At 69.9% G+C, this 25547-nt stretch carries 27 protein-coding genes and 1 pseudogene; 15 read left to right on the top strand and 13 right to left on the bottom strand.

Features of this window, described 5'->3' with window-relative positions:
- Window positions 1-77: 77 nt before the first annotated feature.
- The gene (locus OG737_RS35410; RefSeq protein WP_331722667.1) at window positions 78-2762 is read left to right on the top strand and encodes an ATP/GTP-binding protein; all 2685 of its coding nucleotides are present in this window, start codon (window positions 78-80) and stop codon (window positions 2760-2762) included.
- 714 nt (window positions 2763-3476) lie between these two features.
- Window positions 3477-4271 (top strand): hypothetical protein, encoded by a 795-nt coding sequence (locus OG737_RS35405; protein WP_405922484.1) that lies wholly within the window; start codon window positions 3477-3479, stop codon window positions 4269-4271.
- A gap of 553 nt (window positions 4272-4824) precedes the next feature.
- Here the strand turns inward: OG737_RS35405 and OG737_RS35400 are convergent.
- Both OG737_RS35400 and OG737_RS35395 read right to left on the bottom strand, forming a co-directional pair.
- The gene (locus OG737_RS35400) at window positions 4825-5175 is read right to left on the bottom strand and encodes a DUF6233 domain-containing protein (protein ID WP_331722638.1); all 351 of its coding nucleotides are present in this window, start codon (window positions 5173-5175) and stop codon (window positions 4825-4827) included.
- A gap of 5 nt (window positions 5176-5180) precedes the next feature.
- Window positions 5181-5540 (bottom strand): hypothetical protein, encoded by a 360-nt coding sequence (locus OG737_RS35395; RefSeq protein ID WP_331722637.1) that lies wholly within the window; start codon window positions 5538-5540, stop codon window positions 5181-5183.
- Between the two features lie 193 nt (window positions 5541-5733).
- Between OG737_RS35395 and OG737_RS35390 the strand changes: the two genes are divergently transcribed.
- Window positions 5734-6756: an ATP-dependent DNA ligase gene (locus OG737_RS35390; protein WP_405922483.1), complete on the top strand. Its 1023-nt coding sequence runs from the start codon at window positions 5734-5736 to the stop codon at window positions 6754-6756.
- Window positions 6757-6844: 88 nt separating this feature from the next.
- Here the strand turns inward: OG737_RS35390 and OG737_RS35385 are convergent, their stop codons facing one another.
- From OG737_RS35385 to OG737_RS35375, 3 genes are all read right to left on the bottom strand, one after another.
- Window positions 6845-7276: a hypothetical protein gene (locus OG737_RS35385; RefSeq protein ID WP_405816761.1), complete on the bottom strand. Its 432-nt coding sequence runs from the start codon at window positions 7274-7276 to the stop codon at window positions 6845-6847.
- A gap of 359 nt (window positions 7277-7635) precedes the next feature.
- Window positions 7636-8325, bottom strand: coding sequence for a restriction endonuclease (locus OG737_RS35380; RefSeq protein ID WP_331722634.1), 690 nt, complete (start codon window positions 8323-8325; stop codon window positions 7636-7638).
- Window positions 8326-8401: 76 nt separating this feature from the next.
- Window positions 8402-8545, bottom strand: a complete 144-nt coding sequence (locus OG737_RS35375) for a hypothetical protein (protein WP_405922491.1) — start codon at window positions 8543-8545, stop codon at window positions 8402-8404.
- 262 nt (window positions 8546-8807) lie between these two features.
- Between OG737_RS35375 and OG737_RS35370 the strand changes: the two genes are divergently transcribed.
- The 3 genes from OG737_RS35370 to OG737_RS35360 all read left to right on the top strand — a co-directional run bounded on the left by OG737_RS35370 (window position 8808) and on the right by OG737_RS35360 (window position 11232).
- On the top strand, window positions 8808-9368 hold the full coding sequence (locus OG737_RS35370) for a hypothetical protein (protein WP_331722633.1): 561 nt from the start codon (window positions 8808-8810) through the stop codon (window positions 9366-9368).
- Between the two features lie 4 nt (window positions 9369-9372).
- Complete coding sequence (locus OG737_RS35365) at window positions 9373-10272, top strand: SLATT domain-containing protein (RefSeq protein WP_331722632.1); 900 nt, start codon at window positions 9373-9375, stop codon at window positions 10270-10272.
- Between the two features lie 222 nt (window positions 10273-10494).
- The gene (locus tag OG737_RS35360) at window positions 10495-11232 is read left to right on the top strand and encodes a hypothetical protein (protein WP_266449185.1); all 738 of its coding nucleotides are present in this window, start codon (window positions 10495-10497) and stop codon (window positions 11230-11232) included.
- Window positions 11233-11284: 52 nt separating this feature from the next.
- On the opposite strand, the gene OG737_RS35355 is transcribed toward OG737_RS35360, so the two are convergent.
- From OG737_RS35355 to OG737_RS35320, 8 genes and pseudogenes are all read right to left on the bottom strand, one after another.
- Window positions 11285-12157 (bottom strand): DciA family protein, encoded by an 873-nt coding sequence (locus OG737_RS35355; RefSeq protein WP_331722631.1) that lies wholly within the window; start codon window positions 12155-12157, stop codon window positions 11285-11287.
- A gap of 9 nt (window positions 12158-12166) precedes the next feature.
- A complete protein-coding gene (locus OG737_RS35350; RefSeq protein WP_331722630.1) occupies window positions 12167-13606 on the bottom strand; it encodes a helix-turn-helix domain-containing protein in 1440 nt (479 codons plus the stop codon).
- 919 nt (window positions 13607-14525) lie between these two features.
- The gene (locus tag OG737_RS35345) at window positions 14526-14942 is read right to left on the bottom strand and encodes a helix-turn-helix transcriptional regulator (RefSeq protein ID WP_331722629.1); all 417 of its coding nucleotides are present in this window, start codon (window positions 14940-14942) and stop codon (window positions 14526-14528) included.
- Entirely contained in the window at window positions 14939-15406 is a 468-nt protein-coding gene (locus tag OG737_RS35340) for a deaminase (RefSeq protein ID WP_331722628.1), read from the bottom strand. The genes OG737_RS35345 and OG737_RS35340 overlap by 4 nt, the downstream gene beginning before the upstream one ends.
- Window positions 15406-16089 carry a RibD family protein gene (locus tag OG737_RS35335; RefSeq protein WP_331722627.1) on the bottom strand — a complete coding sequence of 228 codons (684 nt, stop codon included), beginning with the start codon at window positions 16087-16089 and terminating at the stop codon, window positions 15406-15408. Before OG737_RS35335 ends, OG737_RS35340 begins: the two co-directional genes overlap by 1 nt.
- A gap of 21 nt (window positions 16090-16110) precedes the next feature.
- Entirely contained in the window at window positions 16111-17139 is a 1029-nt protein-coding gene (locus tag OG737_RS35330) for a DNA-binding protein (RefSeq protein ID WP_405922490.1), read from the bottom strand.
- 180 nt (window positions 17140-17319) lie between these two features.
- A pseudogene (locus OG737_RS35325) lies at window positions 17320-17544 on the bottom strand (helix-turn-helix domain-containing protein); the annotation flags it as partial.
- Window positions 17545-17696: 152 nt separating this feature from the next.
- Entirely contained in the window at window positions 17697-18029 is a 333-nt protein-coding gene (locus tag OG737_RS35320; protein WP_398430312.1) for a GntR family transcriptional regulator, read from the bottom strand.
- 189 nt (window positions 18030-18218) lie between these two features.
- Between OG737_RS35320 and OG737_RS35315 the strand changes: the two genes are divergently transcribed.
- From OG737_RS35315 to OG737_RS35275, 9 genes are all read left to right on the top strand, one after another.
- Entirely contained in the window at window positions 18219-18602 is a 384-nt protein-coding gene (locus OG737_RS35315) for a hypothetical protein (RefSeq protein WP_331722624.1), read from the top strand.
- A 748-nt stretch (window positions 18603-19350) separates the two neighbouring features.
- Window positions 19351-19608, top strand: a complete 258-nt coding sequence (locus tag OG737_RS35310) for a WhiB family transcriptional regulator (protein WP_331722666.1) — start codon at window positions 19351-19353, stop codon at window positions 19606-19608.
- Window positions 19609-19763: 155 nt separating this feature from the next.
- Window positions 19764-19976, top strand: a complete 213-nt coding sequence (locus OG737_RS35305; protein ID WP_331722623.1) for a hypothetical protein — start codon at window positions 19764-19766, stop codon at window positions 19974-19976.
- Between the two features lie 107 nt (window positions 19977-20083).
- Window positions 20084-20536: a hypothetical protein gene (locus OG737_RS35300; protein WP_052876084.1), complete on the top strand. Its 453-nt coding sequence runs from the start codon at window positions 20084-20086 to the stop codon at window positions 20534-20536.
- A gap of 2 nt (window positions 20537-20538) precedes the next feature.
- The gene (locus tag OG737_RS35295; protein WP_331722622.1) at window positions 20539-22665 is read left to right on the top strand and encodes a hypothetical protein; all 2127 of its coding nucleotides are present in this window, start codon (window positions 20539-20541) and stop codon (window positions 22663-22665) included.
- Window positions 22666-22845: 180 nt separating this feature from the next.
- A complete protein-coding gene (locus OG737_RS35290; RefSeq protein ID WP_331722621.1) occupies window positions 22846-24243 on the top strand; it encodes a DUF2637 domain-containing protein in 1398 nt (465 codons plus the stop codon).
- Between the two features lie 6 nt (window positions 24244-24249).
- Window positions 24250-24417, top strand: a complete 168-nt coding sequence (locus OG737_RS35285; RefSeq protein WP_331722620.1) for a hypothetical protein — start codon at window positions 24250-24252, stop codon at window positions 24415-24417.
- Window positions 24418-24551: 134 nt separating this feature from the next.
- The gene (locus OG737_RS35280; protein ID WP_331722619.1) at window positions 24552-25055 is read left to right on the top strand and encodes a hypothetical protein; all 504 of its coding nucleotides are present in this window, start codon (window positions 24552-24554) and stop codon (window positions 25053-25055) included.
- Window positions 25042-25479, top strand: a complete 438-nt coding sequence (locus OG737_RS35275; RefSeq protein WP_331722618.1) for an RRQRL motif-containing zinc-binding protein — start codon at window positions 25042-25044, stop codon at window positions 25477-25479. The genes OG737_RS35280 and OG737_RS35275 overlap by 14 nt, the downstream gene beginning before the upstream one ends.
- The last annotated feature ends 68 nt before the right edge of the window (window positions 25480-25547 follow it).

Here is a 25547-nt window from a genome sequence, read left to right as displayed (position 1 = left end):
ATCCGGGGGATGCTTCCCCAAGGGGCCGCGCACCGGCATAGGTTGGCCCGAGGTGATCATCGAATCGGGGGTTGGGCGTGGCAGGTCGGGATCTGAGGGCGCTGTTCAGCACGAACGACCGCAGCGTGGAGGCCGGGGAGGCGTTCACGAACCGCCATATGCAGTGGGAGCTCGTCGCGGCTGCGCTCAGCGAGCACCTGCGGCACACGGCCGGCCCGGCCTTCGACGTGGAGGACCTCGAGGCTCCGAGGGACAACGTCATGGTGTTCCACGGGGTCGGCGGCATCGGCAAGAGCACGCTGTCCCGCAAGCTGGAGGCCGCGCTCACCGGCTCCGAGCACCGGCCCGCGCAGTGGGGCGAGCCCACCTGGGCCGGCGAGCGGATCCTGCCCGTACGGATCGACTTGTCCCGCTCGGCCGGCACCGACTTCGAGCAGCTCGTGCTGACGATCCGGGCCGCGCTCAGTACGCTCGGCCGCCCGCTGCCCGCCTTCGACGTGGCATTGCGCCGGTACTGGGAGCAGCAGCACCCCGGCGAGAGTCTGGAGGAGTACCTGCGCCGCGGCGGGCTGGTCAGCCGGTTCGGCAAGGCGATGCCGCAGCAGATGCAAGCGGCCATGGCCGATGTCGCCCAGGCCCTCCTTCTACCCGGCAGCATCGGCAGCGCCGTCGGGCAGGTGACCGGCTCCCTCGTCCGCGCCCTGCGCGAACGCAGGCAGACCGTACGCGCGCTCGCCCGGTGCGCCCGGCTCGCCGACCTGCTGGAAGCCGAACCCGACCTGGACTCGCTCTCCTTCTATCCGCACCTGCTCGCGTGGGAGCTCGCCCAGCTCCCGGCCGACAAGCGCGTCACGCCGGTGATCCTGCTGGACACCTTCGAGGACGTCGGCGACCGCACCCACCGCGACCTGGAGCGCCTCATCCAAAGGGTGGCGTGGCTCATGCCCAACGCCTACTTCATCGTCACCGGCCGCTCCCGCCTGCAGTGGGCTGATCCCGCCCTGCAGGGACAGCTCGACTACACCGGCCCCACCGCCTGGCCCGGCCTGGCCGGCACCGCCATCGCCGTCCCCGCAGCACGTACGCCCGGAACGACGGTGGGAGGCCGCGGGCGGCAGGTACTGGTCGGGGACTTCTCCCCCGAGGACTGCGACGACTACCTCGCCCGCCGGCTCTCCCGCGACGGCCAGCCCCTCATCAACGCCGCCATCCGGCAGACCATTACCGACCGCTCCCACGGCCTGCCGCTCTACCTCGACCTGTCCGTACTCCGCTTCCTGGAGATCCGCCGTACCCGCGAGCCGGCTCCGGTCGACTTCGACCACGACTTCGGCGCCCTGATCGCCCGCACCCTCTCCGACCTCACCCACGACGAGCGGCACGTCCTGCGCTCCATCAGCCTGCTGGACGCCTTCGACCTCACCCTCGCCACCGCGGCCGCCGGCCTGGCGCACGAGGCCCCGGCCCAGCGGCTGATCGAGCGGCCTTTCATCCGCGAACAGCCCTTCGGGCTGTGGCCGTACCACCTGCACGGCCTGATCCGCTCCACCATCCGCAGCGCCGACGACGCCACCGACGACCGCTGGACCGAGCGCGACTGGCAGCAAGCCGCCGGCCGAGCCCTGGCCGCCCTCGGTGCCCAGTGGACCGCCTCCGACGCCACCGGCCGGGACCGGATGCTCCTGGTCGGCTGCCTGCGCCAGGGTCTTCCCCTGGCCCGGGACTTCCGTCTCGACCTCGGCTGGCTCGCGGACGCCGCCTGGGCCTATGTCAGCGACTCCGTGTGGGAGCCGCTCGCCCCACCCGCCCGACCCGGCGGCACCAGCGGCCTGGAGACGGCCGCCGACGCTCTCGTCGAACTCCTCGCCGCGCTCGCCCGCCGCCAGCACGAACACCGCTCCGTCACCGCCTCCCGCCTCACCAGCGTCACCAGCAGCGGACTGCTGCCAGCCGACCTGCAGCAGATGGCCGTGTACTACCTCGCCAAGGCCCACCGCGACCTCGGCCAGTCCGCCGCCTCCCGCCAAGGGATGCAGCTCGTCGCCGACGGCGGCGGCCGCCTCGCCCCCGCCGCTCGCCGGGGCCTGGTCCACCTCGCCCGCCTCGCCGGCGACTTCCCCACCGCCTACAACACCGCCCAGACCCTGGGATGGGCTGGGCGCCAGCACCGCGTCGAAGGCGACATCCTCTGGCCCCACGGATACATGGACCGCGCGGCCGCCGCCTACACCACCGCCCGCGACCAGGCCGAGCACCACGGCGTTGCCGGCGAACGCGCCACCAGCCAGGCCCAGCGCGCCTTCGTTGTCGCCTTCACCGACCCCGATACAGCCGACGACGAACTCGACCTCGCCGACCAGCTGCTGAACGGACTCGACCTGCGCGCCACCACCCTCACCACGAAGATCGCCGCGCTCGTCCGGGACGCCGGAGCCCTCAGCAGCCTCGATGCCGCACGCCTCCTTCGGGCCGACATCACCGAAGCCGGGGTCACCGCCGCACAGGCCGCGCTCGAGCTGGCCCTGTGCTTCCACCACGCCGTCCAGGACGACCACGCCAAGATCAGCGCGGCGATCTCCCGACTACGCGACCTCACCCGCGGCGGCGACTACGCCTACTACGTCGACATCGCCCAGTTCATGGCCGCCATGCCCCTCAACCGGGCTTCCGCAGCCCAGTGGCTCGACAGCGAACAACAGACCCGAAGCCGGTGGCGAAGCCTGGTCACCGCCCGGCAGGCATACCTGGACGCCAGGCACTGAACCATCGGCGACGACCGATCCGCCCCCGCCAACAGGCCGGGAGGTCCCAGGCCCGGCCGGCCATCAGTCCCTGCAGCACGACGCCGAACCCGGTGACCTCGCGCCCGTCGCGCCGTTAAGGCGGGCACTGCGCAACCTCTTCTGGGTTCCACTCGACGCGCCGCACGGTCCAGGCGCGGCAGGAACACTTGCCTACCGGACCCTGATCCTGGTCGGCAACCGTCGCCGACCCGAGGCAGGTCTGGCCGGGCGTCGGCTGCCGCAAGGGCATCGGTTCCGGGCGGAGAGGCTGGATGAGGAGCACGCTCGCGAAGATCGTCTGCTGCAGTAATCCGGCAAGCGTGTGTGTGTCAACTCTGGCGTCCAGCATGGACGTTGACGGAAGCCCCTGTGCGTCCCGTTCAAGAACCGCACAGGGGCTGATCGACAACGCCTTGGAGGCCCTGCCTTGTTCCACGGTATGCAATTCCCTCCTTCCCAGTCACGTACCCCGGCCGGTCTTCCGCCAGGGCGCCGCCCCCGGTGGCACCGGCTTCGCCCATATACCCGTACCGCAGCACACGGCCTCGTGCGCGGTGTGTCTACAGCGGTTGGGTCGGGATGCATCGCTGTAGCCCTCTGGTTCTTCCAGACCCGATAGCAGCTGGCGGTGCGGCCTGCCAGCAGGCCGCACCATTCAATAACCACCCACAGATCAGCATTGTGGAGGTAAACGTGCGTATCCTCGGGCTCACCATCGGCGACACGCCTTGGCGGCGCGGAGCAATTTCGGATCTCCCTACTCGCCAGGTACAGGAAGCCGCAATCCGCAAGTGGGCCGTCGGTAGCGGTCACGAACTTCTCAGGTTTCACGACTACGACGGCTCATCCGGTATCGTTGAGGAGGCATATTATGCGGGCGCAATTCAGGGTGCCGCAATCGTCACACAGCGGGTATTGGGTACCTATTTGTATGACTGGCCTCCGTGGCTTAGGAGCGAATCCAGCTCTGATTGGAAAGGCCAACGAGGGTGGGGGCGGCCCACCCTGATCGCCGTGGACACCGGACAGCCTGTCAACGTCGAAGAACTGCAGCTCGAAGCGGTTCGGCAACACGCTGTCGCCTATATTCGGGATTCAATTCCTGCCGATCAGAGCCGTCGAATGCAACAGGCCCGATTGGCCAAGCATGTCAGCGGGGGATACGCCTACGGCGCACCGCCATTCGGGTGGCTTGCCTACCAGGGCTGGCTCGTACCTGAACCCTTTGAGCAGCAGACGCGCAATCGTGCGCTGCTACTGAGAGAGGAAGGCAGGACCCTTCGTCATGTGTGTGAACTTCTCAATGCGGAGGGTCTTTTCGCGCGAAGTGGCGCAGCCTGGACCTCGGGCTCGCTCAGCCGCATTCTCGACCGCCCGCCTCCACCTGCGGAAAGCATCCACCCCTCCGCCAAGTCCGACACGAGTCTTTACGAAAAGGCCGTCGCTGCGAAGACCCGCAGACGGACTGGCGCACTTGCGCAGCGATAGCCCCGACCAGAGTGCTGATCGGAGCCGTCGCGCCGCTCTGGGCTTCGGGGCCGCGGTCCGGGTGCCCCGGTTACCTTGACGGCCGTGTGTCGTTTGCCCGAGCCCAGGCGGACCGCAAGCGCTCCTCTCCTGCACGGTGCCCGGCAGCACGGAACCTCGCGCGCATTTGACGGTAAGAGCCTGGCTCGTTCGTGGCTACGAGGCGACGCACGACGACGACGAGCTGCGCGTCAGTCAGCGGCCCGGTGGCATCGGGATCGTCCTCGGGCGCAGCAGGGAAGGGCGCTCCGCCCCGCTGAGCAAGCTGGGTGGCCAGTGCCTCTGCCTCATCCGGGGTGAGGGCCAGGCTCTCGGAGAGGGCTAGGACGACGGGTCCGACAAGCCTGGCACGGTCGTAGGCGCTGTTCATACGCAGCTCAACGAATATGAGCAGTCAACGTATCTCCGGCTTAGGCGGATGGGCTTTTTCGTCCAGAATTCTGATCTTCAGCATCCGGACGATCACCCCGGCCCGGCAGAACACCCGTCCTGATGCGGCTGCGCACCGATGTGATCAGCTGTCGAGGAGTCCCAATTCGCTGTCGGGCCGGCACAGCGGGCACGCGATGACCGACGGCACGGTCCGCAGCACCTCCAGGACCGACTCGCGAGTGGCCGCTCGACCCCGGCTGGTGACCTGGCAGCCCCCGGTGTGAACGCGTTCGGGGCGGCGCGTGGCACCTATGCCGTACTCGATCCACCAACAGGGTGGCTCCGGCGGCGGCCGGCGGCGAGTCCGTTCCTCGTCGGCGGCCCGGACGACGCCGATCTTCTCGTCGACGCGGGCAAGGGTGAGCTCCAGCCAGCGGCGTATGACCAGGAGCTGATCAAGGGCTGGCGGCAGGGGCAGGAGAGGTTCCGGCATGGCGGCTACGCCGCCTCGGCTGCTTCAGGGGCTTCGACTGGGCGGGCCTGCCGCTTCAGCTGCATACGGCTCGCCACCAGGATGTCGGTGGGGACGCTCTTCCAGTGGGGGTGGTCGACGACATCGATCGACAGCTGCCGAATCTCAGCCCACATCCGGTCGACCGTCGCCTTCTGCTCCTCGCTCCAGCCCGGGCTGTCGGGCACGTCCCCGCGATGGGAGTACCGCTCGCCGCGCGCCCATCCCGTCATGGGCTCCACGCTCCACGGCAGTCCGGCCAGGTAGGCGCGGTGCTCGGCGTGGGCGCGGTGGAGACGCTCCTGCAGCTGGAGGAGGTCGTCGGGGAAGGAGGTTTCGTCGGTCACCCCTTAATCGTAATTCTGTTCGATTTCTGAAGGGAAGTCGGCGCTCCGGCTAGTGACCCGTTCGGCGCTTCGGAGCGCAGCCGGCCTTCACCGTTCCCGTGCGGCCGTCCAGCCTCCTCCGCCGGGCCACGCCCTCTGAGCGCGGGCAGGCTGACGGTAGGGGGCGGGCGCGAGCACAGAAGAGGAGGACCCCATGGCGCTACGGCCTCCGGTTCAGCCGATGCTGGCGCAGGCCGTCGAGACGATCCCGCCTCCTGGGGTTCTGCGGGATCCGGCCTACGAGCAGAAATTCGACGGGCACCGGATGCTGGTGTTCACCCCCACCGGCCCTGGCGGGCGTGTGCTGCTGCAGACCCGCCGCGGCGCCTTGGTACAGGACCGCTTCCCCGACCTCGTCGCCGCTGCCCAGCAGCTGCCGGACGGCCTGGTCCTCGACGGCGAAGCCCTCGTCTGGGACCCCGAAGCCGGCGCCCTGTCCTTCGAGGGACTGCAACGCCGAGCCGCAGCCCGCGCCCGCACCGCCCCCGCTTTGGCCGCGCGCCTGCCGGCCTATTACGTCGCGTTCGACATCCTCCAGGCAGACGGCACCGAGCTGCTCACACTGCCGTACCGGGAGCGCCGCCGTCGGCTGGAGGTCTTGTTCTCGGCCCGCGCTCTGACCGCGCCGTGGTCGCTGTGTCCGATGACCACTGACGTGGTGAAGGCGCGGGAGTGGCTGGAGTCCTGGACGGATGTGTCCGGGGTGGAGGGCCTCGTGGTCAAGGGCATGAGCCAGCGCTACCTGCCCAACTATCGCGGGTGGAGCAAGATCCGACGCCGGGACACCACCGAAGCGGTCATCGGGGCCATCACCGGCACCCTCACCCGCCCCCAACTCCTCATCCTCGGCCGCCGTGATCACACCGGCCGGCTCCGCGCGGTCGGCCGCACCGTACCGCTGCGCCCGGAGCAGTCGCGCCAGGTTGCCGAGCAGCTGACGGCCGCAGAGCCCGGGCACCCCTGGGAAGGGGTCCGCTTCGCGGCCTCGTGGGGGTCCCGCGACGTGCTGGACGCGACCTTGGTCCGCCCGGACTCGGTCGCGGAGATCAGCGTCGACCGGTCCATCGACCGCGGCGGCGTCTACAGACATCCGCTCAGGTTCCAGCGGCTGCGCCTGGACGTGGAAGTAGTGGACGTTCCGGCGTTCGGTCAGGGCCCTGCTGCCGCAGCCGGCTGAAGCCGCCGTCCAGGGTCCTGCTCGAGAAGTGGCGGCCGACCCCCTGAAGGCATGGTGGAGCCCAGGACTCGTGGCGCGTGTTGCGGGTTCAACGAACGCGAGGTCGACCTGTGTCGTCGTAGGGGCGCTGGCCAAGGTAGTTCAACCCCTGGTCGTCCACGAAGCCCAATCCCTGGGCGCCGTGCATCCCGGGGTGGCCGCTGAAGAGGACGCAGGGATTGGTCCCCTCTTCCCCGAGCCCCCAGTTGCAGGTGCCCGGCTGGCGGATCTCGCGCGCCCCGGGCACGCTGGCCCGCCAGAACATCCACATGTCCGAGTCGCACAGGCCGTCATCGCTGATGCCGATCTCCGACGCGTGCTCCTCGTCGTGTCCAGGCTGCAGCGTGCACAGCAAAGTGGAACGGACCTCCGGAGTGATCATCTCGTCGTAACAGTTACCGAAGTGGGTGTTACGACCCTGGGGACAGCGCTCGGCCGAGTGCGGCGGGTCGATGACGAGCTCTTCCCAGAACAGGGACATGCCTGGCGTTTCCTGCACGTACGCGGTCTCACGGGGCAGGAGCCGCAGCCGCGCTGCGCAGTGCCTGCGGTCAGGAGCTACCTCAGCGTCGGTCTGCGTCGTCATGCCAGGCCAACGACGCGGACCGCTGCGCTGCATTCCACTCAATGGGTGAGGCGTCACCACTTCCTCCCGGTGCCCGGCTACCCGTTGCGGTGGTGCCGGAGCTCGCGACTGGCCCAGGCCCGCAGCTCCGGCCCCTTGCCGAGGGCCACCCGCGGGCAGGTCAGTGTTCTGCGTGCAGCTCGGAAGCCGACCTGCACGGCGAGTACCTGATCCTGCCGTCGGTCGAATCCGCCGGGGCCTACAGCAGCGTGCGGTCAGGCAGAGGGGCGCCGCCTGGTGCCGCCGCCGCTGCCGTTCAACGGAATCAGACTCTCCAGGTGAGCACCCTTGACCCAGGAACCCAGCAGGTCGCGGTGCAGGGCCACGATGTCCTGGCGCAGCGCCAGGCCCAGCGCCTCCCTCGTGAACGCGCTGCAGGTAGTGACGAACAAGGCGACGTCCGCCCCGTGCTCAAGCCGGGCGGTCCCGACGAACTTCTGCATGTCCTGCGAGGACACACTCCGATGCGCCGCGTACTTCTTGCACTGGATGACCAGCTTGCGGCCGTCGGCCAGGTAGCCGACCACGTCCGCGCCCAGGTCCCCGCTCTTGCCGCTGACGACGACGTCTCTGCAGCCGTCCCGCCGGCACAGCTCCGCGATGTATGTCTCGAACTCCTGCCACGTCAGGGCGTCGACCTGGGCCATGGACAGCTCACGGGCCCTGGCTTCCTCCTGCGCCCGCCATGCCCGGTCCTGGCCGACCGCGCGGCGGTGCGCCCGCAGCAGCGCCCAGCCGGCCCCGCCCAGCGCGGCCGCGGCGAGTACGGTCACCAGGACGGGCCATACCGTCGACCAGTTCCCGGCAACCCACGCCACGGCGATCACCGCCGCCACCGCACCCCAGACCTGCAACTGCTTGCGGGTCTGCTTCTTCAAGCGTCGGCGCCGTCGACGTGCTGCCATCACTCCCCCGCTCCCCCGACCCTTGGTCCGCAGTGTGGGCCGAGGGTCGCCGCCCGGCCCGTGCGGGTACGGCAGCTCATCGGTCGGCCTGCGTTGCGCCGCTCGCCAACTGGCCCAGGATGTTCACGATCCCCTCGCCGACCGGGGTGGGAGCGATCAGGACTCCCAGCGCCAGGACGATGACGACGACTACGAGCAGCACCGCCACGTTGATGGTCACCAACCGCCCTGGCCTCCCCACCGACTGGCCTTCACACCACGGACGGCTGGATGTCGCCGCCAACCCTCTTGTCTAGCGGCGCCTTGGTGATGTTGGAGGCGGGTTGCCGACGAATGGCACAAAGCCATCGGACCTGGCCGAATAGCACGCGACCGCGCCCGACGGCCGACTGGTCATCTCGCTGACACGGCCCCGACCAGCGTGGCAGGGTCGATCGTGATCGACAACGGCATCAGCGAGGGGGCTTCGCGTGGACGCACGGATGTGGAACGGCTTGGTCGGCGTACTGAAGGAGGCGTACACCGCCTCGCTGGGCGAGGGGACCGTGCCGCCACCGGTCATGATGCCGCTGGTGCGCGGCGAACTGGTCGGGCTGATCTGGGCACGCCCGCTCAAGGTCGGCCAGGACGCACTCGCCGGGATCGCAGAGCTTGCGAACATCGCCGCGGCGGCCGGCGCGGACGAGGTGGTCCTCGCCTGGGAGACGCACGACGTCGCTACCGCCTGCGAGCTGCCGATCGTCGGCCCGGCACCGTGCCTGAACATGGTGCTCGCCACCCGGGACGGGCACGTCCTACACCAGTTCCCCTATAGCGAGCAGCTTCTGTCCCGCAGCCCCGAGGGCTGGGCGTCGGTTGCCCCCGACTGGAGGCCGGCCCCCGCGGCGCAGCCAGGCGGTGAGCTGGTGCCGCCGATCCAGGCCGCGGTGAACTTCTCCTTCACCCCCATCGAGCTGGACCACCCCGACCCCTTCGGCGTCACCGTCGTGCTGATGGAGGAGGACGGCTACCGGATCAGCCTGACCGAAGCGTTCGCCCGCTGAGCCCGTGGTCCGCGACTTCGACGACGACGCGCCCCGCCGGATCGGGGACGCGAATGAACTGGTCCTCGCCCGCCAGCGGGACGCCGACGAACGGATCTACGTGGTGACCACCAACCTCGTCATCGACGCCCAAGAGAAGCTCGCCCGGCGCAAGCGGCTGGACCGCATCTGGCGCGCCGGCGCGGCCGTCAGCTGGCTGTCCTTACTCACTGCCGTCATCGGCACGGGCATTGCCGCGCTGACCGCGGGCGACCCGGCGCGGTTCGTCCTGGGCGACCTGATCTGCGGAAGCCTGCTCCTGATGTCCCTGCTGGCGCTGGTCGGCGTTCACTTCGCCGGGCGGGACCTGCCCACCCTCCAGCGCCTGGAGGCGCAGCTCGCCTCCGCGCAGGAATCGCTGTGGAAGCAGAAGGTCAAGAGCAATCCGGACCTGGACGACCGGCGCAAGCTCTACCGCGAGGAAGTCACGACCGCGGTCGAGCAGTACCAGGCCGACAGCCGCAAGTACCGGCGCATCCACAACGGCCTGCAGACCCTCATCATGATCGGCTCGGCATCCACGACCACGATCGCGGCCCTGGACACCGGCAAGGAGCTGACCTGGCAGAGCGTCACCCTGACCGTCAGCTTCGCCATCACGGTGGCCGCGATGTTCACCGGCTACTACAAGTTCCGCGAGCGCAGCTACTTCCTCCAGCAGACCGCCGACGCCATCGAGGAGGAGGCCAACGCCGTTCGACTCGGCATCGGCGCCTACAGCGAGTACGGCCGTGGCCAGGAGGGCGAGGCGCTGAAGCTGTTCACCCAGCGCGTCGAACAGCACCGCAACGAGCAGCGGCGCCGACAGCAGCAACTGGACCAGCCTGCCGATCAGGCCGTCTCCTCCAGCCAGCCGCCAGCATGAGGGGCCCCGCTGAGTCGGCTTGAAAGAGATGCTGAGTAGATGGCCGGAACCTCTCCTGCGCGTAAAGGGCGGTGATGGGATGGTCGCTCCTCGTGACCAACTTGGGGGGAGCTCGTGGCTAGCACACCGCGGCGCAGCTATAGCAACGCAACGATCGCAGGACTGATGACACTCGCCCGAGGCGGGTGCTACTGGTCCGACTGTGGCGTGCCAACCATTCGAATGATCAACGGCGCACCCCGTCTGAACCTGGAGATCGCGCATGTCCGGGCGTTCGAGGAAGGAGGTAAGCGCTACGACTCGGACTGGTCAGTCGGCGAGCGCAACAGCTTCGCCAACCTCATCCTGCTCTGCCACCCGCATCACTCCGAGATCGATGGAACGAACAGCGACCAGTACCCGGTGGAGCTGTTGGAGCGCTGGAAGCACGAGCGCGAAGCCGATGGACTCAGCGCTCTGGCAGGGCTGAGCAACCTGACCGAAGATCGACTCGGCGAGATGATCAGCGGAGCGCAAACGGCACTGGTCACCCGCCTCGAGCCGGCCTTGGACGAATTTGCAAAGACAGCTCCCGAGCTTGCGGCGTTGCTGAAGGTCACTGTCGAAGAGCTTGCCAACCCTCGCGTCCATGGGTTCGGGCTCTCCGCAGACGAGATCAACTCGCTGAGTCGCTCCTCTGACCAACTCGCTCACCTTCAGGACACTGCCTTCCTGCTGGTTGATGCGTCGCAGAAGCTGGCACATCTACAGGACACGGCGAGCACGCTGGCCGACGCCGCCAGCGACCTCGTAGGGCTGTCTGACGACGCGTCGACGTTGCATCAGGCCGCAGCCAAGGCCGAGCGAGCAGCAAGCCGACTGATGGACAGCCTTGGGGGTCTCCCCGACAGCACTCGGCTCCTTCAAGTAGCTGCAGACAAAGCTGCACGAGCTGCGGAGCGTATGGGAAACGGCTACTGAGCTTCCAGCGCCGCCGATCACACGACCTCGCCTACGTCGTCACGGCGTCGGCTCATGCCACTTCACCGGCTGCCTGCGGAGCGTGTGACAGATCGGGGACGGTTCGCCCGGCACGCTCGGCACGGGCACGGCGCAGGGCGGCGGCCTCGGTCGCCGCGGCCTGGCGGCGGCGCTGGAGACGGGCCTGCTCGATCGGGGCCGGCGCATCGTCTGGGACGACGTCGGCCTCGGGGAACGCGCGGCGGCTGAGTTCGCGCATCGCCCGGTTCTGCCGCTCGATCGCCTCGGTGACGCCCGAGCTGAGGTGCTGGGCGCGCGGGACGGCCTGGTGGGCGGTGAGTGCGCGGTGGAAGCCGGGCGGGGCCATGTCGCGGGTCTTCACCGGCGCCTCGGGCGCGGCCGGCATCGACGTCGCGGTGACCGCCTCGCGGGCCGGTGCGGCCGTGGCGCCTACGGCCAGGACCAGGATGGTGCGGACCGCCTGGGTGCCGACCGCGTCGTTCGCCGCGGCAACGATCCGGGAGGTGATCAGGCGCAGCTGCGTCGCGTAGGCGGGCGAGTCGGGGCGCAGGTCCAGTTGTCCCGTCTCCGCGTGGAAGGTGACCGCCTGGACGTGCGCGGCGAGCTTCGGGGAGAGGGCGGCCGCGATGGCCGGCCACTGGTCCAGGATGCTTCCGCCGGCGGCCGGAATGTCCCAGGCCCGGTCGGCCATCAGGCCCTGGAGCACGGCGGCGAACCCGGTCGGCTCCCGGCCGTCACGCCGCACCGTCGTCCGGAGGGGGCGCTTCGTCTTGCGGGTGCCGCCCTCGCCGCGGGTCTTGGCGGCCTCGCGCGCCTGGTGCAGCGCGACCCGGGCCAGGTCGACGCCGGACAGCTCCGGGGCCGGCTGCTCGCTGCTGCTGGTGGTGTTCAGGGTCTCGGTCATCACGGCCTCCTACCGGCGTCCGACGGTCATCAGCGAGCTGCTGCTCGCCAGCTTGCGAGCGCGGCGCACCAGGTCGGTGCCGAAGATGTGCACGGCGGCGGCCGGGCCGAGGGCGTCGTAGGTGGTCATGACGAGCGTGGTGTCGCCCGCCATGAACTCGCCCCAGCCCGTGGCCCGCATGTCCGCCACGTCTTCCGGGCTCAGGTCCTCGACACCGCTCAGCTCGGGCAGCGACTCGCCCTGGCAGGAGGGCTGCGTCTGCGGGGCGAACGCCTCAGCGACCATGCGGCGGACCGCCATGCTGCGCGGGGCCTGCCAGCCGCCCTCCCACTCCTGGTGGCGGGCCTTCTCCGCGCGGCGGGAGTCCCGGTATGCCTGGACGGCGCGCTCGCGGCCCTCCTCGGTCGGCCACAGCGTCACCGCGCCCTTCAGCCGCCCGGCGAGGAACCCGGACGGCCGGTGGACGATGCCCGGGGCGTCGCCGCAGTCCAGGAAGGCGATCACCTGGTCGGCCGTCCAGCCCGCGTCCGCGACCTCCTTGAGGATCCAGGCGATCCGGGGCACCGCAGCGCGGCCCATCCACGGCACCTGGCGGATCAGCTCCGAAGCCAGCTGGAAACGGCGCCCGACGCTGTTGAGCTTCCTGCGGCCGCGCTTGACCTTCTTCGGGGTGGGGGAATCGCTCTGCCCGCTTGCGAGCTTGCTCTCAGGGGGGAAGGAAGTAGTACCCGCAGAAGAAACACTGCGGGAACTACCCCCCATTGGGGTGCAACGGGCCTCATCCGAAACAGCCGCCACAACACCCTGGTCGGCACCCTTGCGGGCGCCCTTCGCCGGGGCTTTCGAGGACGACTTCGCCCGCCGCTTGCGGACCTTGCGGGCCGCCTTCTTCGACAGCGCCGCCATCAGCCCCCGGCCGGCCTCCGCGATCCCCGTCATGCGCCGCCCGGTGCCCTCACCGGCCGTACGGACGCCCAGCGCCACGTCGAACTCCACCGGCACCATCCGCGCGAACTCCGAAGCCTGCGCGGCCGCACCGCGGACCCGGGTGCCCCGCACGACGTACGCGAGCAGCCCGGCCTCGCGCAGCATCCCCAGGTGGTACTCCACCGACCGCTCCGACAGCCCGGTGCGGCGCACCAGGTACTCGATCCCCGGACGGCAGGGGAACAGCTCCGCGAGCTCCTGGGCCACGCGCACGGTCGTCGGCCCGAAGCTGCGCGGCCCGTGCGACCGGTAGCGGCGCGGCTCGTACAGCCCGGACCCGGCGACCCAGTGGACCGCCTGCATCCAGGAGTAGCCGTCCAGCGCGATCCGGCCCGTCGACGTCGTCAGCCACTGGGACGCCTCCGGCACGTACAGCGCGGGCAGTACGGAGACCGCGTCGCCGTCGACCGACGGACGCGGGGCAGGAATCAGCACGGCGACCGCTGCCGCCGTGCCGCTCATCGGCCCACCGTCCCGGCCGGGGTGGTGAAGATCGCCTGTGTCGTCATCAGGCCGGCGTACACGCCAAAGCGGACACCCCCCTCAGCAGGCAAAACACGCGCTTCGAGATCCATCCGCCGACCCTGCACCAGGCGGCCTGTGGACAGAGCCCGCTCAGCGCGGATCACCCCCCGCGCTCCCGCACGGCGGGCGGAAATCTTGGAACCCGTCCCGCCACACGGGAAGCCGCCCTCGCGGACGCCACCGCCGACGCAGTTGTGGACGACCTCCGCGAGCGGGTGCACGAGCCGGACGGCCGACGCCGCGACCGAGCCCGGCGAGACCGCTCCGAAACCGCTGCTCTTGTAGCGTCCTACCGGAAATCCAACTTCCGGTACGGAACGGGAAAAGAGGGATGAACCGTACGCCGATCCCGTCACGCGGGACGAACGCCGCGCCTGAACCGGGGTGAAACGGACAAGGTCAAGCTGACAGGGGACACCACTCTCGGGCACTATGAGAAACGACCTGCTCTCCATATAGCTGGACGACCGTGCCCCTCGGGGCCGGACGACCGGATGTGCGGATGTGCCGGGTAAGCCCCCCTTCGTGAGAAGCGGGGCAGACACCGATCGGGTGGGGGGAGATTTCTCTGTCCCTCCCGGTCCTGCTGAACCGCGTCGCCCCTGTGGTGGGGGCACCGCGGCTGAAGCGGGGCGGTACTGATCTGGCTGTGGTGGCCTTGGTTAGTGGCCGGTGGTGCGAGTGGCCCTGGTTAGGGGCCGTGGAAAAACAAGCGGCTGGTGAGCCGCAGCTCAGGACCAGCTACGAACTGGGACCTGAGCAGCCGACGCGGGTGGTTATTCCGGTCGGTAGACGGGCCGCGCGAGGCCAGCGGGTGGTAAATCCGCTTCTTGGCGCGCGCGGCCGATGACCTAGGTCATCCCGACCCCCCTTCGGAGGCCGGCGTCGGCATACCCTCATCCGCTTTCGCGGCCTCGGGAAAACGTGCCGCGAGGCCCTTGAGGAGACGCAAGTAGTTCTCGCGGTGCGGGCGTCGAGGGCTGGTCTGGCCCAACTCCCACCGTGTGACCGCGACCCTCTTCACGCCTACGGCATCCGCGACGTCCTGCTGGGTGAGGCCAGCCGCCAGGCGCAGCTTCACGCACACAGGCGGAGGCGGCAGAACCTCGGGCAGGCCGTTCAGCAGGGCGTCGACCTGCTGCGAGCGGTCGTCCGGGTCGGGCATAGTCGAGCCTTCCATGATCGTTGTAACCACGAAAGATACATGATCCGGGTGATCTTTGTCGCTCACGAATGACGTGCCGCTGGGGGAGTACGAGATGGTCGCCGTCATGCCAGCTTTCCGAGGTGCGTGTTGACGGCCTTCGCGGCCGCCGCCAGTTCGGGAAGCTCCACCACTGTCACCCCGGCCTCCACCAGCTGTTCGTAGCCGACGCAGTCGTCGACGAACAGGCTCGGCTCCCGCCAGGCGATGACGACGCGCGGGATGCCGGCCTCGAGGACCCGCTGCGCACAGGGCGTACGGGAGGCGCTGCGCTGGGAGCAGGGCTCCAGCGTGCTGTAGATCGTTGCCCCCGCGAGGCGCGGGTCGTCCTGCGGGAGTTGGGCGAGGGCGACCTCCTCCGCGTGCTCGCGGGGACCGGTCGCGCGGGAGTAGCCGGACGCCAGCTCGGTGCCGTCCTCGCCGACGATGACCGCCCCGACCGAGTAGGCGCCGGCAGCCGGAGGGCACAGGGCCGCAAGGTCGATTGCACGCTGCATCCAGCGCAGGTCCTGGTCTCGTGCGGGCGCGTACATCAGGCGGTGCGCTCCTTCGGGGCGTAGCGGACGAAGACGACGTCGTCGATCGCCCTGACTTCCAGCACCTTCATCCGGGCCGTCGATCCGCCGGGGTAGTCGGCGGTGCCCAGGAAGCGCGCTGCCTCCGGCTGACCCACCAACAGCGGCGCGATGGCCAGGTGAACTTCGTCGGCGAGGCCCGCAGCCATGAGCTGGGTGTGGATCGTGCCGCCGCCCTCCACCATGAGTCGGCCGATGCCGCGGCGCCCGAGCTCGTCGAGGACCAGGCCCCAGTCGAGGTCCGGCCCGACGCTGACGACGTCGGCGAGATCCCCGAGCGTGGCGCGCACCTTCTCCGCCGCGTCGTCGACGGTGACGACCAACTTCTTGTCGCCGTGGTGCCAGAAGTTCAGGTCGGCGGAGAGGTCCCCAGTCCTGGTGACTGTGACCTTGAGCGGATAGGCCGGCTTTCCGTCGGCGACGCGCTGAGCACGGCGCTCCTCGCTGTTGACCAGGAGGCGCGGGTTGTCTTTCCGCATGGTCGTCGCGCCGATCAGGATGGCGTCGGACTCCGCGCGGACCTGGTCGACGCGGTCGAAGTCGGCGGCGTTGGACAGGCGCAGTCGCTCGGGGTTGGCGTCGTCCAGGTAGCCGTCGACCGACATCGCGGCGGAGAGGATGACGTACGGACGCGTGGTCATAGGTGGTGTGATCCGTTCTGCTCAGGATTCGTGGGCGAGTGTGCCGTCGAAGTACGCGCGGAATTCTGCGACCTCGGGCTGGCGCTGCCAGGGCACCAGCGCCTTGTCGAGACGTGCGAGCTCCCGGACGATCCGGCCCGAGCCAGTGTCACTGGCGATGGTCAGGGCCTGGAGACCGACCGTGGCGGCCTGATCGGGCGCGCCAGCACCGGCGTGGGCTACGGCGGCCCGAGCCATGTAGACGCCGCGGTCGCGGTGGTAACCGTCGGGCAGTGCCTTGATGGCGCTGGTGAAGACCGCGGCGGCCTCCGCGTGCTTGCCCAGCGCCTCCAGGCCCTGCGCCCGGTGCACCTCCACGTACTGCTCGTTCAGCCACACGCCCCAGGGGGTCGTGTCGCCGGAGACACGATCGAGTGCGTTGCGTACGTCGTCGATCGCGCGCTCGCTGTCGGTCGACTCACCGCGCAACGCGTGCCCGTACGACTCGTAGGTCCGGGCGACGGCGGCAAGCCGGCTTCGGGGCCGGGCCATGCGCTGCGCAGCTTCGGCGAGGTCGACGACGTCGACCAAATCGCGCATCTCGCCGGCGAGCTGTGCCTTGCGGGCCATCACGTACGAGGTCAGGTCACCGTCGCCTACGGTGTGGCTCCACTGGAACGCTCGGTCGAGCCAGAACTGCGCACTGTCGAAGTCGCCCAGGTCCTGGTAGAGCCAGGATGCGAACTCCGCGTACTGGGTCTGGAGCTCCATGAGGGCGTGCCGGTCCGTGCCCTTGGCGTCCTGGCGCAGGCGCTTGATGTCCTCGATGTACTCGCGGGTGGCCGCGATGGCTCGGCCGGGTCCGAGGAGGTTGTCGTTGTCGATCAGCAGACGGCGCACACGCTGAAAGTGCTCCACCGGCGTGCTGCTGTAGGCAGCAGCCGACCGGGCGGGCCGGGTCAGGCCCGGCAGCGCGTTGGAGGCCGCAGCTGCTGGCGTTCCTACGCCCAGTGCAGCCGCTGCGCCGAGCCCCATCCCGCCACGCAGCATCGCGCGTCGATCGAGCGCCACGAAAACCACCATTCCATCCCGTAGACGAGCGGGGACAAAAATCCCCTCATGATCAGACGCTGCCTGCTGGGAGGCGGCCGTGGCCAGCCCAACCGACGCTTCGGATACATGGGGGGCGGAAACGGATACACGGGCTGATGGGGATACAGCTGCTCCGATCCGCTCCCACTGGTCGATCAGGATGCCGCCGGCGCGAAGCAGGGAATCGATCAGTTCGACCTCTGCGCGGTCCCTCGGGGCCCTGTCGCCGTTCTCCCATTTCTGCAGCTTGGAGTGCGACATGAAGGCTTTGTCGGCCAGCCCCCGCAGGGAGAGCCCGCGCACCGTCCGGAGTTCGCGAAGCGTGTAGCCGAAACGGTGCTGGGGCGACTGCTCCGGTGTTAACGCGTTCGGCTGCTGGCCCACTTGGTGCCCCTCTATGTCTCCACTCGGTGTATCCAGCGGCTGGATACACGGCTGCCCTGGAACTCGAACCCCGACCGGGCCTACAACTTTGCTAACGAAGTTGACCCCACCAGAGAGGGATGGCGATGCGCAACGAGACGCAGGAAAGGACGTCAGTCACCGCGCCCCTTCTCGATCTTTTCGAGGCGAGCGGCCAGGTCCGCGACCTGCTCCTCAAGAGCCCTGAGAGCGCGGGCAGTCGAGTCCTCGCTGGTCTCGGTAGCCGTGTCCGTGATGTACGAGCCGCGTCCTTGGTGGGAGTAGATGAGCCCGGCCGTACGCAGCTCGGTCAGGGCCCGTTGGACCGTGCCGGGCGCAACGCCGTACTCATCGGCCAGTTCCCGCGTGCTCGGCAGCTTCGCGCCGGCAGGCAGGCGTCCCGAGCGGATCTTGTCTCGCACGTCCTGGACGACTCGCTGGTAGGGCTGGGTGGCTTCGTTGCTCATGAGCGTCATCGTAGGTCGACCCCTTCGACTTAGCTAGCTTCCATAGCTTCCTCAACTAAGTGCTTGACACGCCCCCAACTGTATCAGCTAAGTTATGTATGTCGACAAGGTGAGGCGGTCGGCAAAAAGCCCCCACCTGCCATTTCTCGGGATCACACGAGCCCGTCAACCCGAAGGGAGCTCCATCCCATGAACGTCACCCGCCGCCCCGCCGCCAGCCTCCTCACCGAGCACTTCGACGCGGAGACGCTCGCGCTCCTGGAGGCGGTCGAGGTGCCGCTCCCCGACTTCGCCGACCTGGACCTGGACGTCGCCTTCGGTACGCCGCTGGAGATGTACGCCGCCGGCCCCCTGCCTCACGAGCAGCTGGACGGTCTGGACATCACCGCCGCCGTCGCCGCGATCGAGGCCCGCGAGAACCGAATGCTCGCCGCCCGCGACATCGCGGCCACCGACCCGACCGTCACCGACCTCGTCCGTGAGCGCCTGGTCGACGTGCTCCTCCCCTACGCCGCGCAGCTGCGCATCACGCGGCGCCCGGTCGCCGCGGCGCCCATGCCGCTCGCGGCCTGACCCTCCCCCGCACCGCCGGGTCTTCGGACCCGGCTCCTTCACCCGGAACCGCCAACTGGCGGCGCCGGATGTGGGAGCCGAAAGCGGCCCCGACACCATCCGCCCGGACCTGAACGCGAAAGCGGGAGGGAAAGGCAGCGGCCGGTCCTTGAGAACTCAACAGCGTGATCCACCACCGCAGTCCCGGCCGTGACGACACCGGCCGGGGGTGAGTGGAAACCCGTCGTGTGGCGCCATTACCGCTGGTGATGGCAGTCGGCACGTGCGATGACCCGTCAGGCGCTGCAGTTCCGGCGACCTGGAGGCGGTAACACCCGCCAGGTGCTCATTACTGATGGAGAGCCCGGAGGGCTGACATCCACGCGACGTAAAAGAACGACGCGACACGCTCCCAGACCCTCGGCACCCGGTCCCAGCCGAGGCGAGGAGCCGCGTCGGGACTGAGGGCACCTCGCCTCCCTCCAGCACGACAAGGCGAGCAGCGCGGCGGCAGAGGCCGCGCCCCTGTTCTTGCAGCCCCGCGCTGCCCAGTCGCCCGCCGCCCGGCTTTCGGGCCGGTCGGTGGGCGGTGGAGAGCGCGGTGGACACCGGCTCTACCAAACGCGACAGCCCCAGGGATGAGGCCCCCGGGGCTGTCCAGGACCTGTATGGAGGCCCTGATGCAGATCAGCATCGCACGGAACAACGGCGACTCCGACACGGACATGGACGAGGCCCTGCGCCGCGTCCGGCAGGGGAAGTGATCGTCGTGGACTGGCGCCATCAGGCGGTCTGTCGAGACGAGGACCCCGAGTTGTTCTTCCCCATCGGCAACACCGGCCCGGCGCTCCTCCAGATCGAGGAGGCCAAGGCGGTCTGCCGCCGCTGCCCGGTCATGGAGCACTGCCTCCAGTGGGCGCTGGAGTCCGGCCAGGGCGACGGCGTCTGGGGCGGCCTCTCCGAAGACGAGCGCCGCGCGATGAAGCGGCGGGCCGCCCGCAACCGGGCCCGCAACGCCGTCGCCTGATCCCAACTCCCCGCGATCCCCCGCGTTGCCCAGTCGCCACCGGCCCGCCCACGCGGTCCGGTGGCGGTGGAGAGCGCCGGAACCCGCGTTCCCCGCTCTGTTCGGCCCTCGTGGCTGGAGAGCTCCTCACCCCACTCCCCGTCCTTGGAGGACCCGTGATCGCCCTGCCCCTCTTCCTGCTCGCCGGTGGCGCCACGTACCTGTTCTGGCGCGCGGACATGCGAGCCGGAGTCCTGATCGCCGCGCTGATCTGCGGCTACGCCCTCGCCACGTCCCCGCTCGCCGGGGCCATCAACGGCATGGGCGCCGGAATCAGCACCGCCGTGCAGAACGCCGGCAACGACCAGGCCGCCAGCAGCAACCGGTGAATCTGCCGTCTGCCCGTGGCTCCGGGCCCCGGTCCGGAACCGCGGGGAGGTGACAGAGCCCCCGCCCGCACAACCCCTCATCCCTCTTCAGGAAGGAACCACCCGGCATGAGCGACGGCGACCCGGTCGGCTCGAACCTCGGACAGCTCATCAAGCAGCTGGACGCCATCGAGTTCAAGACCGACCGCGACCTCTACAACTACGCCAAGATCCTGCGCGCGATTGGCTTCGAGCTGTTCCTGCGCGTGGGGATGGACGCCGACATGATCAGCGCCATCCTCAGCCAGTACAAGGGCAAGTGGTACACCTTCGGCCTCCAGTCGAAGATCCGCGCCAAGCTGGTCAGCGGCCACCTCATGGCCGGAGCGATGGCCGCGAAGGTGCTCGGACTGTCCGGCGTGAAGATGTACGCCAGCTTCGTCAAGCACTTCATCAAGCCCGAGCAGGAGGCCGAGGCCGAGGCTCGCAAGGGCAAGGGCAAGTCGAAGCCCGGGTTCTCCATCGGCGACAAGCCGTCCGACGGTGCCGGGAAGCCCGGCGAAGGTGGAAGGGCAGCCTGACCATGGCACGTCGTTTCTCGAAGTCGAAGACGATCGACACCCGCAGCGAGGACGAGCAGCAGCAGGACCGCTCCCGGCGGCTCCGCATCGTCGGGCCCTGGGCGATCACCGCCCTGGGGCCCGTCCTGGTGGAGGGTGGCCACCTGATCGTCGCCGGAAATCCGGCCGCGCTCGCCCTGGCCACCCTGGGCATCGCGGGCACCGGCGCCGGCCTCTGCAAGTTCCTCGGTCACCTGGACACCAAGGCCAAGCGGGACAAGGACACCGTGAGGCTGCACCAGGTAAACACCATCACGGTCACCGCGGCCGCGACCCTGGGCACGATCACCGGCGTCGACACCGCCGCGACCGCCGGCGCCTGGGCGATCGGCGGCATCGGCCTCTCCCTGGCGAACAACCTCTGGAACTCCTTCCACAAGAAGGGGTCCGAGAAGGGCGCCAGCAAGTGGGAGAAGCTCGAGTCGGAGATCGGCCTGGCCAAGCACGAGCTTAAGGAGGCCCACTCCAACGGCAAGGGCACCGTGCTCGCCACCATCGAGGCGAAGGACGGCGCGACCGCCGAGGACCTGGCCCGCCGGATCCCCGCCATGGCCTCGGCCTTGAAGCTGGGCAAGGGCCGCATCACCCACACCGTGGACGATGACGACTCCTCCCTGATCACCATGCGCGTCCAGGTCGCCGACCTCCTCAAGGAGGGCTTCCCCTGGCGCGGCCCGTCCGCGTTCGGCGCGTCCATCGGCGACGTCCCGATCCGCACCGGCCGCTACGAGGACGGCGAGGACGTCCTGCTCAACATCACCGGGATGCTCCGCGACCCGGGCCCGCTGTCCAACGGCAACGTCGAACACGCCATCGCGATGGGCGTGAACGGCGCCGGAAAGACCCAGGGCAACCAGCTCATCATCACCGAGTGCGGCACCCGCACCGAGGTCAGCGTGATCGTGATCGACTGCTCGAAGTTCATGCAGGACTTCGGGCACGTCCGCCACGGCATCGAGTGGCCGATCGACAAGAAGGACGCCGCGAGGCGGTTCTTCAAGCTCCTGCCCAACGCGATCGAGAAGCGCACCGACCACCTCGCCGCCAAGGGCATGAGCAAGTGGGAGCCCGGCTGCGGCCTCAACTTCCTCGTCGTGATCGGCGAGGAGGCCGCGGACTTCGCCGCCGACAACGAGCACTACCAGAAGGTCCTGCGCACGGCGCGCGCCGCCGGCATCTGGATCCTGACCTCCATCCAGCGCGCCACGCACAACAACATGGACACCGACTCGCGGGCCAACTCGCCCGCGGGCCTGTGCTTCGGTCTCCGCGACGGCGCGGACGCGCAGTACTGCCTGCCGGACGAGGCGATCGACGCCGGCGCCTGGCCGCAGTGGGGCAACCGCAAGCCGGGCTACCACTACGCGGCGGGCCTGGGCATCCCGGAGGACCGGTGGCACATCACCGCCCGCACCGAGCTGGCCAGCAAGCGGGACCAGGCCGACGCCATCACGGCCGGGGCCGCGGTCCGCACCCCGCTGGACACCATCACCGCCGAAGCGTTCGGCGACCTGTACGTCAATCGCACCACGTACGACGCCCCCCTGCTGCCCAAGGAGGAGGGAGAGGACGACACCCCGCAGCAGGCGGCCCCGGCCCCCACCGCCCCGGCGACCGCCCCGGTCGCCCCGGCGGCACCGGCCTACTCCGGACCGCCGGACGAGGAGATGGACGGCGTGGACCCGGACACCATGGCGCGCGAAGTCGAGGAGCTCAACGAGATGCTGCAGAACGTGCTGGACGAGGACCCCGAACCCGGTGAGTACGACCACCTGCGCATCGAGGACGAGATCGAGCCCCCCGCCGACGACGCCCCGGTGTTCGAGCTGGGCAGCGACGACAGCGACAAGCTGACCAGCGAGCAGGGCCGCCAGGCCCTGTACGAGCGGCTCGACCAGTGGGTTCGCGAGGGCAAAAACTCCTTCGCTCCCCGCGACGTCACGGACATCGTCATCCGGGTCGGGCTCTCCGACACGAAGCGCTGGTTCTACCGCCAGCGCGACGCCCTCCTGGAGGCCGGAGTGATCTCCGAGGACGAGTCGGACGAGGGCTTCGGCAAGTACGACATCCTCCGCTCGCCCCTCTCCTGAAACAACGGAGAGTGACCAACGAGGAGTTCGCACGGTGCGCGGCTCCGCGCACCGTGCGCACCCGTCCCCGCCCCAGGTAGGGACCGCGCACCTTCGCCGCGCACCGTCTGATGCGCACCCATTTGTCCTACGCGCACGGTGCGCGCCGCACCCCCGCGCACCTTACGGAAGGTAACCGATATGGCAGACCGTACCGAGGCGCCGCCGCCCTTCACCAAGGCCCAGAAGTGGGCCATCGGCGTCGCCGGGGTCTTCTTCGCCGGCCTCGCCGGGCTCGGCGGATACGGCTCCTTCGCCGCCGTCGACGCCGTCGCCAAGGACTACGGCTTCGGCACCCACTCCTGGATCGTCCCCATCGGCGTTGACCTGGGCATTCTCGCCCTCCTGGTGGTCGACCTGGTCCTGGAGCAGCTCGACATGCCCCTCGCCCCTTTGCGGTGGCTCGCCTGGGCGTTCACAGCCGCAACAATCTGGTTCAACATGGCGGCCGTTGACGCCGATCTGCCCTGGCAGGACCGGGTGACCGGACAGGGCATGCACGCTGCGATGCCGCTCCTGTTCATCGCCTTCATGGAGGGCGTCAGGCACGCCGTACGGCGCCGCACCGGCATGGTCTCCAACCGGCGCATGGACGGCATCCGGCTCAGCCGCTGGTTCCTGGACCCGCCCGGCACCTTCGGCATCTGGCGCCGGATGGTCCTGTGGGAGGTCCGCTCCTACCGGATCGGCCTGGTCCTGGAGCGGCACCGCCGCAAGACGGTCGGGGACCTCCGCGCCCAGTACGGGCGCCGCTGGCGCAGCAAGGCCCCCGCGGAGAAGCTGTGGCCCCTGCGCGGCGGGATGCTGGACCTCGCCCTGGAGCTCACCGGGACCCCGGCGGGGACCACCCCGGCCGCCAGCGGGGACCACCCGGCGCTCCCGGCCCCCGCCGTGAACCCGGCGGTCCCCGCGTCCGGCGCGGTGGCCCCCGAACTGGCCCCCGCCCCGGGGACCATGGCCCCCGCCCTGGACCCCGCACCGGCCCAGCTGGTCCCCGCCCCGGCGGGGACCGCAGCACTGCCCGGCCCCGCCACCAGCGAGGAGACCGGTCCCCGCACCGCCGGGACCGCCGCCGCGCGCACCCACACGCCGGGGACCGTCACCGTGAAGGTCCCCGCCGAACCCGTCACCGAGGGGGACCACACCGCCCCGGAGGGGACCACCGGCGGGGACCACACGGGAACGGAGGGGACCACCGGCGAGTCGGCGGCCCCCACCACCGGCCCCGGCCCCCAGCGCGCGGACACCTTCGGCCCCCTCCCCGAGGGCCGCACCCCGGAGACCGACTTCGTCCAGGGGGCCAACGCCCGCGCCCGTGAGCACCAGGCCCCGCCCACGCGCCCGGACATCGACGACATCAAGCTCGCCGAAGCCCGGGACCTCGCGCGCGGCATCATCCGCGCCGGATCCGGCAAGGTCTCGCGCCGCTCGCTCAAGGCCGCCGGCCTCCCCGGCAAGACCGAGACGCTCCAGGCCATCGCCGATCTGCTCAACGAGGAGATCACCAACGGCGAGCTCGTCCTGGACGAGACGGCGTAACGCCCGATGGCACACAAGGAAGAAGAGGAGAGCGTCGTGGAGTTCACGTTCGACTTCACCGAGCGGCCGGCCGAACCGATCGAGCTGCCCGCGGCCGAACCCGGCCACCCGCCGACGATCCTGTCCCGCAGCGAACCGCTGCTGCCCACCCGGTACGGACGCGCCGCCGACTGAGTCGCTTCGACGGCTCCACTGGCCCCCGAGATGAATCAAGCACCTCGGGGGCCGGTGAAGAGGCCGAAGCCTCCCCGGGCGATCTCACGCCAAATGACATTCGCCCGAGCTCCCCATCGAGGAGAGGACCCATCATGCCGTCTTACGGCGAGCAGCCCCAGCCCACCTACTACCCCGAGCCGCTGCCGCCCCAGTACGGACAGCCGCCCGTCCCCGCGTACGGCCAGCACGTCGTTCCGCTCCCCCAGGGCGCGGTCGTCTACCCGCCGACCGCCGGCCTGGACGGCGTCGTGGTGATGCCCGGCCCGAACGGCCACCCGGTCGCGTACTACACGGCGCCGCCCGCCCCGGCCCCGCAGCCCTACGTCTCCCCGCTCCTGGTGAAGGCGGCGCTGGTCGCGGTCATCCTCGGAATCGCCGGTGTCGGCGTCTATTTCCTGGCCGCCGCTCTGCTGGAGCTCGCCAAGGCCCTCGCCATCCTGGCCGGCCTCGGCCTGGGCGGCTTCGTCGTGCTCAAGATGCTCGCCACCGGCCCCGGCAGCGGCAAGGCCAGCTCGATCAGCGTGAACGCCCGGGGCCGCGCCAAGGTGCAGGTCCACACCGGCCGCGGCCACAACCGAGGCCGTGGCCGCCGCTGAGGCGACGTCCCCGCCGGCCGTCCGGGACGTCGACATCTACGCCGACCCCACCGGCGCCCTCCCCGTGCACCGCTGGAGGCAGGCCCCGAAAGGGCTCGCGACCAGGCGGCAACTCAGGGAGCGGCGCTTACGGCCTGGCGGCCAGGGCCCGGTCGCCGTCATCGAGTGCCGGGGCGGCAAGCGCATGGCCTTCCTGTACGAGATCGCCAAGGCCAAGCCGATACGACCGATGACCTTCGCCAAGGAGGTCGCGCTCGACAAGGCGATGGCCGCCCGGCAGACCTGCCCGAAGTGCTCGCGGCGCTACTACCACTGCCTCCCTCTGCGCACCCTCGGCTCGTGCCTGGAGTGCTACGACGGCACCCCGGCCGCGCCCGGCAGCTACATGCACACCAGCAGCGGCCAGCTGGCCGCCGCAGCATGACCGTTCACTCCTGACGGCTGCCTGATCCACTCGTTCCGCGCCCCGCGGCCCGGGTGGTGAAGGGGAGC

It is taken from the genome of Streptomyces sp. NBC_00122 (assembly GCF_045160845.1).
Lineage (GTDB): Bacteria > Actinomycetota > Actinomycetes > Streptomycetales > Streptomycetaceae > Streptomyces.
This window is presented reverse-complemented; position numbering and strand designations above follow the sequence as displayed.

Bases quoted from the DNA above. Each gene is read 5' to 3' on its own strand.
- OG737_RS35390 (WP_405922483.1), top strand. From the start codon at position 5,734: ATGGCGCTACGGCCTCCGGTTCAGCCGATGCTGGCGCAGGCCGTCGAG.
- OG737_RS35370 (WP_331722633.1), top strand. From the start codon at position 8,808: ATGTGGAACGGCTTGGTCGGCGTACTGAAGGAGGCGTACACCGCCTCG.
- OG737_RS35345 (WP_331722629.1), bottom strand. From the start codon at position 14,942: ATGACGGCGACCATCTCGTACTCCCCCAGCGGCACGTCATTCGTGAGC.
- OG737_RS35285 (WP_331722620.1), top strand. From the start codon at position 24,250: ATGGCACACAAGGAAGAAGAGGAGAGCGTCGTGGAGTTCACGTTCGAC.
- OG737_RS35380 (WP_331722634.1), bottom strand. From the start codon at position 8,325: ATGGCAGCACGTCGACGGCGCCGACGCTTGAAGAAGCAGACCCGCAAG.
- OG737_RS35280 (WP_331722619.1), top strand. From the start codon at position 24,552: ATGCCGTCTTACGGCGAGCAGCCCCAGCCCACCTACTACCCCGAGCCG.
- OG737_RS35300 (WP_052876084.1), top strand. From the start codon at position 20,084: ATGAGCGACGGCGACCCGGTCGGCTCGAACCTCGGACAGCTCATCAAG.
- OG737_RS35295 (WP_331722622.1), top strand. From the start codon at position 20,539: ATGGCACGTCGTTTCTCGAAGTCGAAGACGATCGACACCCGCAGCGAG.
- OG737_RS35355 (WP_331722631.1), bottom strand. From the start codon at position 12,157: ATGACCGAGACCCTGAACACCACCAGCAGCAGCGAGCAGCCGGCCCCG.
- OG737_RS35360 (WP_266449185.1), top strand. From the start codon at position 10,495: ATGATCAACGGCGCACCCCGTCTGAACCTGGAGATCGCGCATGTCCGG.
- OG737_RS35385 (WP_405816761.1), bottom strand. From the start codon at position 7,276: ATGTCCCTGTTCTGGGAAGAGCTCGTCATCGACCCGCCGCACTCGGCC.
- OG737_RS35335 (WP_331722627.1), bottom strand. From the start codon at position 16,089: ATGACCACGCGTCCGTACGTCATCCTCTCCGCCGCGATGTCGGTCGAC.
- OG737_RS35400 (WP_331722638.1), bottom strand. From the start codon at position 5,175: ATGCCGGAACCTCTCCTGCCCCTGCCGCCAGCCCTTGATCAGCTCCTG.
- OG737_RS35320 (WP_398430312.1), bottom strand. From the start codon at position 18,029: ATGAGCAACGAAGCCACCCAGCCCTACCAGCGAGTCGTCCAGGACGTG.
- OG737_RS35315 (WP_331722624.1), top strand. From the start codon at position 18,219: ATGAACGTCACCCGCCGCCCCGCCGCCAGCCTCCTCACCGAGCACTTC.
- OG737_RS35340 (WP_331722628.1), bottom strand. From the start codon at position 15,406: ATGTACGCGCCCGCACGAGACCAGGACCTGCGCTGGATGCAGCGTGCA.
- OG737_RS35290 (WP_331722621.1), top strand. From the start codon at position 22,846: ATGGCAGACCGTACCGAGGCGCCGCCGCCCTTCACCAAGGCCCAGAAG.
- OG737_RS35350 (WP_331722630.1), bottom strand. From the start codon at position 13,606: ATGAGCGGCACGGCGGCAGCGGTCGCCGTGCTGATTCCTGCCCCGCGT.